At 63.3% G+C, this 13590-nt stretch carries 13 protein-coding genes and 1 pseudogene; 6 read left to right on the plus strand and 8 right to left on the minus strand.

What is annotated here, in order from left to right; all coding sequences use genetic code 11:
- Window positions 1-44: 44 nt before the first annotated feature.
- Complete coding sequence (locus PVZ80_RS12970; protein WP_038631562.1) at window positions 45-590, plus strand: thioesterase family protein; 546 nt, start codon at window positions 45-47, stop codon at window positions 588-590.
- Window positions 591-699: 109 nt separating this feature from the next.
- Here the strand turns inward: PVZ80_RS12970 and PVZ80_RS12975 are convergent, their stop codons facing one another.
- Window positions 700-2688 carry a peptidase U32 family protein gene (locus PVZ80_RS12975; RefSeq protein ID WP_273829123.1) on the minus strand — a complete coding sequence of 663 codons (1989 nt, stop codon included), beginning with the start codon at window positions 2686-2688 and terminating at the stop codon, window positions 700-702.
- A gap of 124 nt (window positions 2689-2812) precedes the next feature.
- Complete coding sequence (locus PVZ80_RS12980) at window positions 2813-3193, minus strand: RidA family protein (RefSeq protein WP_101282178.1); 381 nt, start codon at window positions 3191-3193, stop codon at window positions 2813-2815.
- Window positions 3194-3456: 263 nt separating this feature from the next.
- On the opposite strand from PVZ80_RS12980, the gene PVZ80_RS12985 reads away from it, so the two are divergent.
- On the plus strand, window positions 3457-3843 hold the full coding sequence (locus tag PVZ80_RS12985; protein ID WP_038580070.1) for a VOC family protein: 387 nt from the start codon (window positions 3457-3459) through the stop codon (window positions 3841-3843).
- A 152-nt stretch (window positions 3844-3995) separates the two neighbouring features.
- On the opposite strand, the gene PVZ80_RS12990 is transcribed toward PVZ80_RS12985, so the two are convergent.
- The 3 genes from PVZ80_RS12990 to PVZ80_RS13000 all read right to left on the minus strand — a co-directional run bounded on the left by PVZ80_RS12990 (window position 3996) and on the right by PVZ80_RS13000 (window position 5630).
- Complete coding sequence (locus PVZ80_RS12990) at window positions 3996-4127, minus strand: hypothetical protein (protein ID WP_016702842.1); 132 nt, start codon at window positions 4125-4127, stop codon at window positions 3996-3998.
- A 181-nt stretch (window positions 4128-4308) separates the two neighbouring features.
- Entirely contained in the window at window positions 4309-4548 is a 240-nt protein-coding gene (locus PVZ80_RS12995) for a pyocin S6 family toxin immunity protein (protein WP_051673129.1), read from the minus strand.
- The gene (locus tag PVZ80_RS13000) at window positions 4545-5630 is read right to left on the minus strand and encodes a colicin E3/pyocin S6 family cytotoxin (protein WP_273829122.1); all 1086 of its coding nucleotides are present in this window, start codon (window positions 5628-5630) and stop codon (window positions 4545-4547) included. The genes PVZ80_RS12995 and PVZ80_RS13000 overlap by 4 nt, the downstream gene beginning before the upstream one ends.
- Before the next feature lie 222 nt (window positions 5631-5852).
- On the opposite strand from PVZ80_RS13000, the gene PVZ80_RS13005 reads away from it, so the two are divergent.
- Window positions 5853-6794 carry a class I SAM-dependent methyltransferase gene (locus PVZ80_RS13005; RefSeq protein WP_273864015.1) on the plus strand — a complete coding sequence of 314 codons (942 nt, stop codon included), beginning with the start codon at window positions 5853-5855 and terminating at the stop codon, window positions 6792-6794.
- 124 nt (window positions 6795-6918) lie between these two features.
- On the opposite strand, the gene PVZ80_RS13010 is transcribed toward PVZ80_RS13005, so the two are convergent.
- Window positions 6919-7707, minus strand: a complete 789-nt coding sequence (locus tag PVZ80_RS13010; protein WP_124354836.1) for a DeoR/GlpR family DNA-binding transcription regulator — start codon at window positions 7705-7707, stop codon at window positions 6919-6921.
- 186 nt (window positions 7708-7893) lie between these two features.
- On the opposite strand from PVZ80_RS13010, the gene yghX reads away from it, so the two are divergent.
- A complete protein-coding gene (gene yghX / locus PVZ80_RS13015; protein WP_257374240.1) occupies window positions 7894-8781 on the plus strand; it encodes a YghX family hydrolase in 888 nt (295 codons plus the stop codon).
- 62 nt (window positions 8782-8843) lie between these two features.
- Here the strand turns inward: yghX and PVZ80_RS13020 are convergent, their stop codons facing one another.
- Together PVZ80_RS13020 and PVZ80_RS13025 are read right to left on the minus strand one after the other, a co-directional pair.
- On the minus strand, window positions 8844-10262 hold the full coding sequence (locus PVZ80_RS13020) for a phosphatidylserine decarboxylase family protein (RefSeq protein ID WP_053268714.1): 1419 nt from the start codon (window positions 10260-10262) through the stop codon (window positions 8844-8846).
- Between the two features lie 285 nt (window positions 10263-10547).
- Window positions 10548-11467 (minus strand): annotated as a pseudogene (locus PVZ80_RS13025) (LysR substrate-binding domain-containing protein).
- A gap of 146 nt (window positions 11468-11613) precedes the next feature.
- On the opposite strand from PVZ80_RS13025, the gene PVZ80_RS13030 reads away from it, so the two are divergent.
- Window positions 11614-12018 carry a RidA family protein gene (locus PVZ80_RS13030; protein ID WP_016702849.1) on the plus strand — a complete coding sequence of 135 codons (405 nt, stop codon included), beginning with the start codon at window positions 11614-11616 and terminating at the stop codon, window positions 12016-12018.
- Window positions 12019-12237: 219 nt separating this feature from the next.
- A complete protein-coding gene (locus PVZ80_RS13035; protein ID WP_273864016.1) occupies window positions 12238-13578 on the plus strand; it encodes a GntT/GntP/DsdX family permease in 1341 nt (446 codons plus the stop codon).
- Window positions 13579-13590: the final 12 nt, after the last annotated feature.

Here is a 13590-nt window from a genome sequence, read left to right on the forward strand (position 1 = left end):
CCCTTGCCTAAAGTGCGGCCATCCTTTCAATCATCGGTGTATTCATGAATCTCTGGTTCCGCATGCTGCTCATGCTGTTTCGTCGTCCGTGGCGCAAGCCGGTCGAAGGCCTGGCCACCACGGTCGTGCGCATGCGCGTCTGGCCGCTCGACCTCGACCTCAACCTGCACGTCACCAACGGCCGCTACTTCACCCTGGCCGACCTCGGGCGCATGGATTTCGTCCTGCGCAGCGGTGCCTACCGCGTGGCCCTGCGCCACAGGGCGGTGCCGATCGTCGGTGATGTGTGGGGCAAGTTCCGCCGTGAACTGAAGCTGTTCGAAGCCTTCGAGGTCCACAGCCGGATCCTCGGCTGGGACGAGAAATGGAGCTTTATGGAACACCGCTTCGTCAGCAAGGGCCGGGTCACCGGCGTGGTGGTGATGCGCGGGCTGTTCCGCTCGGCCAAAGGCACGATCGCCCCCGGTGAGTTCGTCCATGAACTGGGCCTGGAGCTGTCGCCCGAGTTGCCACAGTGGCTGAAAGACTGGTCGCAAAGCTGCGATGACATGAGCGTGCAACTGCGCGCAGAAGAAAACCCGGCGCGTTGAGGCAGGTCGCTGAGACAACAACGCCATTGCCGACCCAGGTCGACAATGGCGTTGATGCGCGACAGCCAGCGTTTGACCGAGTGAGCGAGCGACGCGCCCGCCCACTCACTCAGTGCGGAGCGCGGGGGATGGTCTTGAGCAGGTCTTCGGGGCTGATATGGCCGACCACGCTGCCCGGTTGCGGCATGTTGAGGATGTGGCCTTTCATCTTGCCGATGATGTGCATCTCGCACGGCTTGCAGTCGAACTTCAGGGTCAGCACTTCGTCACCGTGAATCAGCTGCATCGGCGCCACCTTGGTACGCACGCCGGTCACACCCTTGGCCTGTTTCGGGCACAGGTTGAAGGAGAAACGCAGGCAGTGCTTGGTGATCATCACCGGCACTTCGCCGGCCTCTTCGTGGGCCTCGTAGGCCGCATCGATCAGCTTCACGCCATGGCGGTGATAGAAGTCGCGGGCCTTCTGGTTGTAGACGTTGGCCAGGAACGACAGGTGCGATTCCGGGTACACCGGTGGCGGCGTGGTCTCGGCCTTGCGGCTGCCACGCGGGTGGGCGGCGATCCGCGCGGCGGTCAAGGCTTCGATCACTTCCCGGCGCAGCGCCTTGAGCTGCGAGTTGGGGATGAAGTAAGCCTGCGGCGCATCGAGCTTGATGTCGATGGCGTGGTACTGCGTGGTACCGAGCTGGCCGAGCAGGTCCTGCAGTTGCTCCAGCGCCTGTTCCGGCTTGTTGGCGACGCCGAACGGGCCGTTCAGGGTCACGCTGGCGCTGATCCCCTCTTCACTGGTCGCGGTCACTTCCAGCTGTTCTTCACACAGGCGCGCGACCCAGCTCAGGGCCACGCGACGTTCGGCGGAAGTCTTCTGCAGGGCCTGTTGCCAGTTGTGATCGAGGTTGCGGTTCAGCGGGTGGTTCGGCCGCAGCTTGTAAAGGCCTTCCGGCATCTCGTTGGGCTCGACGCGATAGCGATAGCGTTTCTCGCCGTCCTCTTCGAATTCGCCCTTGGGTTCGGCGATGTTGGCGCGGAACCCCACCACTTCGCGCTTGACCAGCACGTTGAGGCCGTCACCGTTGGACAGCGGCTCATGGGTCACCACTTGCAGGTCGCGCTTGGCGACTTTCTCCACCACGCCCACCGGCAGGCCGGTGAAGGTCGGCGAGTCGAAGGCGCCGATGTCGATCTTGCGATCGGTGACGAAATAATCGGTGCTGCCGCGGTGGAAGGTCTTTTCCGGATCGGGCAGGAAGAAATGCGCGGTGCGGCCGCTGGAGGCGCGGGCCAGGTCGATACGGTCTTCGAGCACGTCGTCCAGGCGCTGGCGGTAGTAGGCGGTGATGTTCTTCACATAGCCCATGTCCTTGTAGCGCCCTTCGATCTTGAACGAGCGCACGCCGGCTTCCACCAGGGCGCGGATGTTGGCGCTCTGGTTGTTGTCCTTCATCGACAGCAGGTGCTTCTCGTAGGCGATCACGCCGCCCTTTTCATCCTTGAGGGTGTACGGCAGGCGGCAGGCCTGGGAGCAGTCGCCACGGTTGGCGCTGCGGCCGGTCTGCGCGTGGGAAATGTTGCACTGGCCAGAGAAGGCCACGCACAGCGCGCCGTGGATGAAGAACTCGATCGCCGCGTCGGTTTCGTCGGCGATGGCGCGGATTTCCTGCAAGTTCAGCTCGCGGGCCAGGACCAGTTGCGAGAAACCGGCCTGGTCGAGGAACTTGGCCCGCGCCAGGGTGCGGATGTCGGTCTGGGTGCTGGCGTGCAGCTCGATCGGCGGAATGTCCAGCTCCATCACGCCCAGGTCCTGGACGATCAACGCATCGACGCCGGCGTCGTACAGCTGGTGGATCAGCTTGCGCGCCGGCTCCAGCTCGTTGTCGTGGAGGATGGTGTTGAGGGTGGTGAAAATCCGCGCATGGTAGCGCCGGGCGAACTCCACCAGCTCGGCGATTTCACTCACCTCGTTGCAGGCGTTGTGGCGCGCGCCGAAGCTCGGGCCGCCGATGTACACGGCGTCGGCGCCATGCAGGATGGCCTCGCGGGCGATGGCTACATCGCGGGCAGGGCTGAGCAATTCCAGGTGATGCTTGGGCAAGGACATATTTTTTTAGTCAGGCTTGTCACGGTCGAGGCGCGCATTGTAGCGGTGAAACGCCTGACCGGCACCCGTGTACTGCCCGATGGCGCGCACTCGCCGAGCGGCGCCACCGGCCAAAGGCTGGAACTCAGGCCTTGGCCGCCATCGCGGTGACTTCCACGCGCATGCCTTCGACCGCCAGGGACGCCACGCCAACGGCGGCGCGCACCGGCCAGGGCTTGGCGAAGAAGCGCTGGTAGACCTCGTTGAACGCGGCGCGGTCGGCCATGTCGGTGAGGTAGATGGTCAGGTGCATAACCCGGTCCATGGAACTGCCGGCCTTTTCCAGCGCCACCTTGAGTGCCTGCAGGGTGCACTCGCTCTGCGCGGTGATGCCGCCCAGTTCCAGGCTGCCGTCGGCGCGGGTGGGAATCTGGGTGGAAACCAGGATGCCAGCGAAACCGGCAACGTCGGAGGAGATGGAGTCCGCGTCGGGATCGGGAATGAAGTCGATATCGTGGTTGGCCATGGGGCTCTCTTGTTCGGGGGTCATAAAGGATGGCCGGCGCCTTGCTGGGCAACGGCTTTGGCGCGCCAGTTTACAGCCCCGGCGCCGGGTCGTGCGGGAATCGGCTGGAAAACCCGGCCTTCCCTCCTCGCCCGGTGGCAGCCTGTAACACTCCAGGGCGCGGGCGACGCTGCCGCCCGACTATTATCCCTGCCAGGCATTTATCGCCGACAGGCCCTCGATATCCTGCTGGCCATTCGCGCATCAATACGAAGAACCAACCCATGAAGATCGTGATCACCAGCGTGGTCGTCGACGACCAGGCCAAGGCCCTGGCCTTCTACCGGGATGTGCTGGGTTTTCAGCTCAAGCACGACATCGCCATGGGCGAGCATCGCTGGCTGACGCTGACCTCACCCGGCGACCCCGACGGCGTCGAGTTGCTGCTGGAGCCCGACGCCCACCCGGCCGCCAAGCCGTTCACCTCGGCGCTGAAACGCGATGGCATTCCCTTCACCTTCTTCGGGGTCGAGGATGTGCATGCCGAATATGCCCGGTTGAGTGCCCTGGGTGTGCAGTTCACCCGGCCACCGACGGTCGCCGGCCCGGTGACCCTGGCGGTCTTCGACGACACCTGCGGCAACCTTATCCAGATCGTCCAGCAGAACTGAACAGCCATGGCATGGCGAACTGGAGGCAGGCCCTCGACGATCTCATTGGATTGCGCGAAGCCTGAATAATCAGCTTCGCGCAGATATCCACTCGCTCCCCGTTTTACGGCCTGTCGGGCACGACGCCGCCAATCATCACTGCCGTCGATCATTCAAATCATGAAAGCGGATTTTTTATTTTCCGCCGATGCCTTCAGAATGGCGCCACCTTCAATACCGTCGGACAAGTACGTCATGAATATCAATTTTGCAGTCGCCTGCATGATCGTGGTTTCCTTTGCCATCGCCCTGTTCCACACCTGATCGGTAGCCCCGCTCGACATGGCACCCGGCCATCGGCACGGGTGCAGGCCACTGACTTGCCGCGTTCCCCACGTGGCATTTGTTGAACATCAAGAACCTGTCCTCACCCTCGGGAACTCCCAAAGTTAAATGCTGCAGGGTGCCGCCAAGCTTCTTCGTGGCTCAGCCATGACAGCTAAGGAACAAGTCCAGGTCTTTTGGCAGAGTGATCGCCGCGAGATGCTCTATTGCATCAGTTTGTTCGGGGGTTAGAAAATAGCTGCTCACGGCCTCCGCCTCGCTCTGCCAGCCCATCACAGGCATCAGGCATTCTGTGGTGAGCGTTGGTAACTCCATCTCGAATACCGCTTCATCGCCATCTGGAGGTATGCCGTATATCTCGAATTTCAGTTCGTACTTCATGGTTCAATTTCCCTGGATCTGTCTGCCGGCTTGGTTTGCCGCCCCGTTATCGGGTCGAACTCACCTAGATGTTTCCCGCGCTTGTTGTATTTCTCCAATGCCCCATGCTGAGAGTCCCACTCATAGAGTGTGCCGTCTTTATCTTTCCAGCGGTCACGTAAGCCGCCACCCTTTTTCCGAGTCTTAGGTCTCGCCAGCTTGAGGCCAGGGAATGCAGGGAAGCTTTTAGGTTTGGGGTAGTAGCTGTGATCTCCTGGCAGGATTAGCGAGATGTAAATCGGCTGGATACCGGTGTTCGGAAACCAGATGATTGCATCTTGGTAGTCGGGCGGATGCACTGGATTGACCAATATCTTATCGGCCTGCTCAGTGGGTGGAAAAACCCAGGCCCCGGGCTTCAACGAGGCGCCTTCCAGCGTGGGGATGCCTAGCACGGCGTTTGGATCGGCTGCCGGAGTCCATATGAGCTCAGTTCCGTTCCCCAAATCCGCTACCAGTTGATCGCCAAGGCTCTTCGCTTCGATGACAGGCACCTTCTGCCACTCTGACTTGGTCCCGGTATAGAACCCGTAAACACTCACAGAACCATCCGGCAGGTGTTTTACGTTGACCCGTACACGGGTGTTCCCTTGGTTCAACTGCGCGTATTGCTCGGAGGTATAGAACGCACTGTCAGCCGACGTATCGTCAGGCAGCAGTAATGCCGCGAAACCCACAGCGGCGGAACCCGCCAAGGCCAAGGTGCCACCAAGACGAGCTACCAGCCCCCAAGCACTCCCCGAACCACCCACCCATTGCAGTGGAGTACCGCCTGCGGATATCACTGGGCCGGTGCCCAGCACCGCATAAGTACCGTATTGCTTCAGCAACTCGACGGGCACAAAACCACTGGGGTTGCTATGGTTTATCACCCCATTGGGCAAGGTGCAGGACTTGGCGAAGACACAGCCAACAGGACCAGGCTTTGCCTCTGGCTTGGCTGGCAGGTCCTTGTATTCGGCCCAGCGTTGTTCACCGAGATCGACAGGCTCCACGCCTCTATCGCGATAGCCCTTCGGGGCGTTGGGTACATAGCCGCTCATCCGTGTCCGCTTCCGCATTACCCATAAAAAAGCCTCCGGGAGGAGGCGAATAGTTGCAGTTGGCGGCTGGACGTTACCCTGAAGGGCGGCAGTTGGTAGTTAGGACAATTCTGAAGATTCGTCGTTAAACATCTCTTTAAAATCGGGTAGACATTGGTTTTGTAAGTCATCACGGTCAGTTGTGTTTAAAATGCCCACCCTTTTATTGTCGGCCCTCCTTCGATGAACTCCGAAGCCCTCTCCATCCTGCACCATCACCTGCTGACAGCCCTGGCGTCCGCTCCCGCGGAAACCCGGCGCCTGTTCCATGGCCGCGGTCGTTGCTGGCCGGGGCTGGAGCAATTGACCGTCGACTGGCTGCAGGGCGTGGTGCTGGTGGCGCTGTTCAAGGAGCCGGAGCCGGAACAGCTGGAGGCGCTCAAGCAGTCGCTGCTGGCGATCAGCACCTCGCCGCAGTGGCAGGCCTGTGGCGCCCATACCCTGCTGCTGCAACACCGCTATCAGCTGCAAAGCCCGGTGGACTGGCTGGTGGGCGAACCTATCGAGGAATGGACCCTGGTCGAGGAAGGCCTGCGGTATCGGGTGGACCTGGGCAAGAAGCAGAACAACGGCCTGTTTCTCGACATGCGCTACGGTCGCAACTGGGTGCGCGCCAATGCCCGGGGCAAGCGCGTGCTGAACCTGTTCGCCTACACCTGCGGCTTCTCGGTGGCGGCCATCGAAGGCGGCGCGACCCATGTGGTCAACCTCGACATGTCGCGCCCGGCCCTGAGCCGCGGCCGCGACAATCACCGGCTCAATAGCCACGACCTGAGCCAGGTGACCTTTCTCGGCCACGACCTGTTCAAGTCCTGGAGCAAGGTGAAGAACGCCGGCCCCTACGACCTGGTGATCATCGACCCGCCTTCGTTCCAGAAAGGCAGTTTCCTGCTGACCAAGGACTACGCCCGGGTACTGCGGCGCCTGCCGGAATTGCTCACCGCCGACGGCTGCGTGCTGGCCTGTATGAACGACCCGGCCGTCGCCTCGGACTTCCTGATCGACGGCGTTACCCGCGAAGCCCCGGGACTGCGCTTCGAGCAACGGCTGGACAACCCGCCGGAGTTTCCCGATACCGATATCGAAAGCGGCCTGAAGGCCCTGGTGTTCCGCCGGGCCGAATAAGCGCGCAGCATCTCAGGTCTGACTTGCCGTAAGTCCGCACTCGCAATCCACCGCCCCAGGCCTGGGCCGCGTCGTGATGAATGCGCGGATGCCAGGCCGTAAAGCCCGGCACCTCACGCCGCCGTCACACCGGCGCCTGCACCACCTCGATGCCCAGGCGCCGGTAGTCCTCGATGCTGCCCGAGGCCAGGTGCTGCTCGGTGATCAGCGTATGCAGGCGATTGCACGGCGCCACGGCAAAGGGTTCCACCGCGCCGAGCTTGTCGGCGGTGGTCACCGCGACCACCTGGGATGCGCTGTCGAGCAGGGCCTGTTTCACCGGCACCTCGTCGAAGTGCAGCGAGGTGATGCCGACTTCCGGATGAATCGCGCACACTCCGGTGAACAGCAGATCGGCGCGGATGCCCTGGATCAGGCGTACCGCCTCATGGCCGCCGGCGGACAGGGTCGCCGGGTTGAGCCGGCCGCCGGCGAGGATCACCTGGCTGCGCGGGTATTCGGCCAGGGCGATGGCGATCAGCGGCGAAGCGGTGACCGCGGTGATGCCGATATCGGCAGGCAGGGACTGGGCGATCAGCAGCGTGGTCGAGCCCGAGTCGAACATCACGATCTGCCCTTCCTGCACCCGCTGCGCGCCGAGCCTGGCCAGGTGGCGCTTGACCTCGCTGCTTTCGCCCAGGCGGGTGAACACATCCTTGCCGGTGTCCTTGGGTCGTGGCAGCGCGCCGCCATGCACCCGCTGCAGCAGCCCGGCATCGGCCAGTTCCGCCAGGTCGCGGCGGATGGTGTCCTCCGAGACCGCGAAATGCTGGCCAAGCTCGGAGGCCATGACCTTGCCGTCGCGCTCGAGCAGCAACAGGATCTTCTGCCGGCGCACATGGGGCAGCTCGGCGACTGAATGCTGGTTTTGCATGGTTATGCCTGTTTTTGCGTGTTTATGCGAGATTAGCCAAGACCCTGCCCAAACACAACGCTCACCCTGCGCATTGGCTGCCGGGGCCCAGGCTTGCTTTACTGATTCAATCCCAGGTCGAACCTGTCCCGCCCCACAGGCCGTGCGGCACCAGGACGTCCCCCATGATTGAAGAGGTAGCGCGCGATGGAACGTCTCAGTGCCAAAGACTTCGCCCCCGAGTTGCTCGAACTCTACGACTACTACGCCCACGGCAAGATCAGCCGCCGCGAGTTCCTCGACCGGGCGGCGGCCTTCACCCTGGTCGGGCTGACCGCCAGCGCCACCCTCGCCGCCCTGACGCCGAACTACGCCCTGGCCGAACAGGTGTCGTTCACCGACCCGCAGATCGTCGCCGAATACATCACCTACCCCTCGCCCAAGGGCCACGAACAGGTCCGGGGTTACCTGGTGCGCCCGGCAAATGCCGAAGGCAAGTTGCCGGCGGTGGTGGTGGCCCATGAAAACCGCGGGCTCAACCCCTATATCGAGGACGTCGCGCGGCGCCTGGCCAAGGCCGGTTTCATCGCCCTGGCCCCCGACGGCCTGACGTCGGTCGGCGGCTACCCGGGCAACGACGACAAGGGCCGCGAACTGCAACAGAAGGTCAATCCGGAAAAGCTGATGAACGACTTTTTCGCCGCCATCGAATGGCTGCTCGAGCACGACGCCAGCACCGGCAAGGTCGGCATCACCGGCTTCTGCTATGGCGGCGGGGTGGCCAATGCCGCGGCCGTGGCCTATCCCGAACTGGCGGCGGCCGTGCCCTTCTATGGGCGCCAGCCGGACAGCGCGGACGTCAAACGAATCCAGGCGCCACTGCTGCTGCACTACGCCGAACTGGACACGCGCATCAACGAAGGCTGGCCGGCCTACGAGCAGGCGCTGAAAGCCGCGGGCAAGACTTACGAGGCTTATATCTATCCCGGGGTGAACCACGGTTTTCACAACGACTCGACCCCGCGCTACGACGAGGCAGCCGCCACCCTGGCCTGGGACCGGACGCTGGCGTGGTTTCGCAAATACCTGGTTTAGGCCAACGGCTGACAGCATTTAAAGACGACGGCGCGAGCGCGCCGTCGTTGGTACTCAGCGGCTCACTCCTTCAGCAACGCCGTGGCGATCACCGTGCCCAGGGGCGTCGGTTGCGGATCGTTCTGGTGCTGCACCGCATTCAGCGCCCAGGCTTCCAGCTGCACCCGGTCCTTCTGGAAGATCATCATGTGGGTCGAACCGCCGAACTCGAAATGCCCGATCTCAGTGCCGCGGGTGATGTTCACCGGGGCGGCGCCTTGGTCGACGATGAACTGGGGTTCGATCACGCAGGTCGAGACCTCGACCATGCCGATGCAGATCAGCGCGACATACCCGCAGGTCGGGTGCTCAAAGACAAAGATCGCCCGGGCGGCGACATGCCCCAGGTACGGCTGCGACTCGGTGCCCTCCCAGGTGCCCTCGCCTTCGCCCTGGGCCGGACGCTGGGCGAAATAGGTGCCCGGCTGTACCCAGGAGCGCACCAGCTTGCCGTCGAGCGGCGCGTTCCAGCGGTGATAGTGGGTCGCCGAGAGGAAGCCCTGGTACGCCTGCCCACCCTGGAACGGAGCGGCCCACTGCTCCTGGCCGCCGAACAGGTCGAGCAGCGAATAATTGACGTCCTTGATCCAGAATTCGGTCTCGAACGCCACGTTGTTTTCGTACTGCCAGGGCGTGGTCTCGCAGCCGATATTGACCTGGGTGAGCGCGTTGCCCTGAAACGGCCGCGCACCGGGCACGAACTTGCGGATGAAGAACGCATTCCAGGAATCGAAGCCGTAGCCGGGCAGGTTCGGATCATGCTCCATCTGCGTCCAGACCCCGGCCTCGTGGGCCGCCTTGGAGATCCACGAGCCTTCTTTTTCCGGGTCGTTGATATCCAGCTTGTCGAGGGACGCGCTGCTCTTGAGGAAGCTGTTCCAGGCGTTGAGCACCTTCTTGAACTGCTGGTTGAAGGTCGTGTCATGGAACAGCGCGACGCCCGCCTCGGTGCCCATCGACACCGCCAGGAAGGCGTTCATCGGCGTGCCGACCTGGGCCGTGGCGTTGAACGACGATGAGGTGCTGATGATCTCGTTGAGGATCTCGAAGAAGCTGTCATAGCCGGCGATCCACAGCGCATCGCCGTCCGAGTCCTTGATCTGCTCCTTGGTCGCCTCGTCCAGGGTCGCCACGTAGTCGTTCGACTGTTCGATCATCGAGTTGATCCACATGCGGTACACGCTGTTGTGGGTAACCCAGGTCTTGAACTCGATGATTTCCTTGCGCATCGGGGTCAGGGTGCCGGCCTTTTTCTTCTCGGCGATCAGGTTGCGCAGCGGCACCAGGAACCTGGCCGTGGCCCATACCCGGTTGGGCACCCAGAAGCCCATCTGGATCGGTCCGGCGTTGGCCAGCGTGAGGCGCTCGGCGCCGGTGCTTTCCAGGCGCGCCTGCCGCGAAGGCTGTTTGGGGTTGTTGAGCTGTTTGTCGTACTGAGTCATTTCTTTACTCCTTTAAAGAGGCGGCGCCCGGGCGGCGATGGCGCGGGCGCGACCAGACTGCGGTGAGGTACTGGCCAGCAAACGACTGCTCCAGCAGGCGTTCATGTCAGGGGGGCGACAAGGGTTGTGTACGGGGTTGAACGACACTCCGTGTCCTTCTCGCAATGCCGGTCCCGGGCAGAATGCGGCGGCCGAACGGCCATCTACAGGCGCGACTTGCCTGGACAAGTAAAGCTGCTCCGGCGGGTTTCGGGGGGCCGGCAGAAATTTATAGAGCCGACCGCCTCACACCCCCACTCGGCTGGCGACCGGCGCGTGCCGGGCCATCAGCTCGGCGACCCAGTCGATAAACACCCGCAGCTTGATGCTGATATGCCGGTTGGGCGGGAACGCCACGTAGATCGGCATCGGATCGAGCTGCCAGTCCTCGAACAGACGCACCAGTTCGCCTCGTTCCTGGTGCGCCCTGGCCATGTAGTCCGGCAGCCATAGCACGCCCAGGCCCGCCAGGCCGGCGGCGAGGTAGGCATTGCCATCGTCGACCGCCAGCACGTAGCGGCCCTTGATCTGCAGACTTTCGTTGTGGTTGCGCATGGCATAGGGCAAGGCCTTGCCGGTGCGCGCCCAGAGAAAACCGACGATGCGATGCAAGGAATCCTCCAGCTCGCGCGGATGCGCGGGTATGCCGAGACGCTCCAGGTAGCTGGGCGCCGCATACACGCCCAACTGGAGATCGCCGATCCGCCGCGCCATCAGCGACTGGTCCGTCAACTCGCCGCCGCGCACCACGCAATCCACATTCTCGCCAAGCACATCGACGATGCGGTCGCTGACACCCAGGTCAATCTGGATGTCCGGGTAGCGGGCGTGGAACCCGGGCAGCGCCGGCACCAGGATCATGCTCGGCTGGGCACATCCACCCGCAAACGCCCCCTGGGCAGCGCCGAGGCGCTGGACAGGCTGGTTTCGGCATCGTCGAGGTCGGCCAGCAGGCGCACCACGCGCTCGTAATACACCGCGCCGTCGGCCGTCAGGTGGACCCGGCGCGTGGTGCGGTTGAGCAACTTGACCCGCAAGCGTGCCTCCAACTGCTGCACCAGTTGCGTCACGCTGGTCTTGCTCATGTGCAGCGTGTCGGCGGCCTTGGTGAAGCTGCCCGCCTCCACCACCCGGGCAAAGGCCTGCATCGCATCAAAACGGTCCATTTCCACCCCGGCTAACCATTGGATTGTTTGGATTCCACAAACAGTGATGGCTACGGTTGCTCGTTTATCGGCCAGGCGCAAGTGCCTAGAGTCAGCTTCATCGTTCATTCCAGGTCGGCTTCGACCCTTATCGATGGAGGCAACACATGACTCAGCGCGACGTGGTTTTTCCGCCCGGACGCCAGGCGCTTTACCAGCGCAACCGCTACTCGCCGGCGATCCGCGCCAATGGCTTCCTGTTCGTTTCGGGCCAGGTCGGCAGCACCGCCGATGGCTCGCCCGAACCGGACCTCGAGGCCCAGGTGCGCCTCGCGTTCACCAACCTCAACGCGATCCTGGCGGCCGCCGGCAGCTCCTTCGACGATGTGGTCGACGTCACCGTGTTTATCGTCGATCCCGAAACCCGCTTCGAAACCATCTGGAAGGTGGTGCCGGAGTTCTGGGGGAAAGCACCGCACCCGACGCTGACCGCCGTGGGCGTGACCTGGCTGTATGGCTTCGACTTCGAGATCAAGGTCATCGCCAAATTGCCGGAAAGCACCGCCGGCTGATTCACAACCCTCGACCGGGTCGCGTCCGTGACCCGGGCTTCCACGGCCGGACAGATCGGCCATGCCCCTCCCATTCCCACACCCGTGCCCACGCCTGACCCAGCATCACCCATCTGCTGACCAATGATCTTTTGTCAGCCCCGCGCGCCCGATAGTTAACTCTCGCCCCGCGAAGTCCTTTGACGGACCCCGTCACAAAATCAATAAGAGGGTTGGCCGATGCAAAGCAGTGGCGCGTTGCTGTGGGTGTTGTTGGCCGCGATCGTGATGATCGTGGTGTTGATTGTCAGGTTCAGGGTGCATGCCTTTCTGGCGCTGATCGCCGCCTGCGGCCTGGTCGGAGTGGGCTCGGGGATGCCCTTGAATGCCATGCTCGAATCCTTCCAGAAGGGCCTGGGCGATACCCTGGGGTTTCTCGCCGCGATCATCGGGCTGGGCAGCATCCTGGGCAAGATGCTCGAGGAATCGGGGGGTGCCGAACGCATCGCCCAGACCCTGCTCAACACCCTGGGCGAGCAGCGCGCGCCCTGGGTGATGATGCTGGTGGGGTTCATCGCCGGTATCCCGGTGTTCTTCGAGGTCGGCTATATCCTGCTGATTCCGCTGGTGTACGTGGTGGCCAAGGAAACCCGGCTCAACCTGCTGTACCTCGGCGTGCCGCTGGCGGTGTCGCTGATGTGCGTGCACTGCATGCTGCCGCCCCACCCCGCGGCCATGGCCATTACCCACTTGCTGGGGGCCGACGTCGGCAAGGTGATCCTCTACGGCCTGATCGTCGGCCTGCCCACCGCCATGATCGCCGGGCCGCTGTGGATCCGCCTGGTGGCGCGCCGCCAGGCCGAACCCTGGCAAGCAGCCTTCCTCGAGGAGCGTTGCGAGGCCCGTGGCGAACGCGTGCTGCCGGGCTTCTGGCTGACCCTGCTGACCATTTTGCTACCGCTGCTGCTGATGATCGGCAAGACCTTCGCCAGCGCCCTGCCCGCCGGCTCGACCCTGTCCGTGCTGCTGTCGTTCTTCGGCAACCCGCTGGTGGCGCTGGTGATCGCCGTGGTCTTCGCCTACTGGTCCCTGGGCCTGCGTCGTGGCCTGTCGATGTTGGACCTGCTGGGGCACACCCAGAAAAGCCTGCCGCCGCTGGCCAGCATCCTGCTGATCATCGGTGCCGGCGGCGCCTTCAACGGCATCCTGATCGACAGCGGCGTGGGCAAGGTGCTGGCCGATTCTCTGACCCGGCTGGAGATCAACCCGGTGGTGCTGGCCTGGCTGGTGGCGGGGCTGATGCACTTCGCGGTGGGTTCGGCGACCGTGGCCATGATGAGCGCCGCCGCCATCGTGCTGCCGACCCTGGGCGTCGACTCCGGCTACAGCAAGGAGATCATCGTGGTCGCCATCGGCGCCGGGGCCATCGGCTGGACCCACGTCACCGACTCGGCCTTCTGGGTGGTCAAGGAGTACCTCGGAGTGTCGCTGGCCGACGCGCTCAAGACCTTCACCAGCGCCACGGTCCTGGCCTCAGTGGTGGCCCTGCTGCTGACCCTGAGCCTCGCTCATTTCATTTAAAACCTTTGTCAC

This window comes from Pseudomonas sp. B3G-3 (assembly GCF_028640915.1).
Classification (GTDB): domain Bacteria; phylum Pseudomonadota; class Gammaproteobacteria; order Pseudomonadales; family Pseudomonadaceae; genus Aquipseudomonas; species Aquipseudomonas chlororaphis_I.

What these genes read in the sequence shown, in the direction of transcription:
- PVZ80_RS13010 (WP_124354836.1), bottom strand. Translation starts at nt 7,707, where the DNA reads ATGCAAAACCAGCATTCAGTCGCCGAGCTGCCCCATGTGCGCCGGCAG.
- PVZ80_RS12995 (WP_051673129.1), bottom strand. Translation starts at nt 4,548, where the DNA reads ATGAAGTACGAACTGAAATTCGAGATATACGGCATACCTCCAGATGGC.
- PVZ80_RS12980 (WP_101282178.1), bottom strand. Translation starts at nt 3,193, where the DNA reads ATGGCCAACCACGATATCGACTTCATTCCCGATCCCGACGCGGACTCC.
- yghX (WP_257374240.1), top strand. Translation starts at nt 7,894, where the DNA reads ATGGAACGTCTCAGTGCCAAAGACTTCGCCCCCGAGTTGCTCGAACTC.
- PVZ80_RS13035 (WP_273864016.1), top strand. Translation starts at nt 12,238, where the DNA reads ATGCAAAGCAGTGGCGCGTTGCTGTGGGTGTTGTTGGCCGCGATCGTG.
- PVZ80_RS13000 (WP_273829122.1), bottom strand. Translation starts at nt 5,630, where the DNA reads ATGAGCGGCTATGTACCCAACGCCCCGAAGGGCTATCGCGATAGAGGC.
- PVZ80_RS13020 (WP_053268714.1), bottom strand. Translation starts at nt 10,262, where the DNA reads ATGACTCAGTACGACAAACAGCTCAACAACCCCAAACAGCCTTCGCGG.
- PVZ80_RS12970 (WP_038631562.1), top strand. Translation starts at nt 45, where the DNA reads ATGAATCTCTGGTTCCGCATGCTGCTCATGCTGTTTCGTCGTCCGTGG.
- PVZ80_RS12990 (WP_016702842.1), bottom strand. Translation starts at nt 4,127, where the DNA reads ATGGCAAAGGAAACCACGATCATGCAGGCGACTGCAAAATTGATATTC.
- PVZ80_RS12975 (WP_273829123.1), bottom strand. Translation starts at nt 2,688, where the DNA reads ATGTCCTTGCCCAAGCATCACCTGGAATTGCTCAGCCCTGCCCGCGAT.
- PVZ80_RS13030 (WP_016702849.1), top strand. Translation starts at nt 11,614, where the DNA reads ATGACTCAGCGCGACGTGGTTTTTCCGCCCGGACGCCAGGCGCTTTAC.
- PVZ80_RS13005 (WP_273864015.1), top strand. Translation starts at nt 5,853, where the DNA reads ATGAACTCCGAAGCCCTCTCCATCCTGCACCATCACCTGCTGACAGCC.
- PVZ80_RS12985 (WP_038580070.1), top strand. Translation starts at nt 3,457, where the DNA reads ATGAAGATCGTGATCACCAGCGTGGTCGTCGACGACCAGGCCAAGGCC.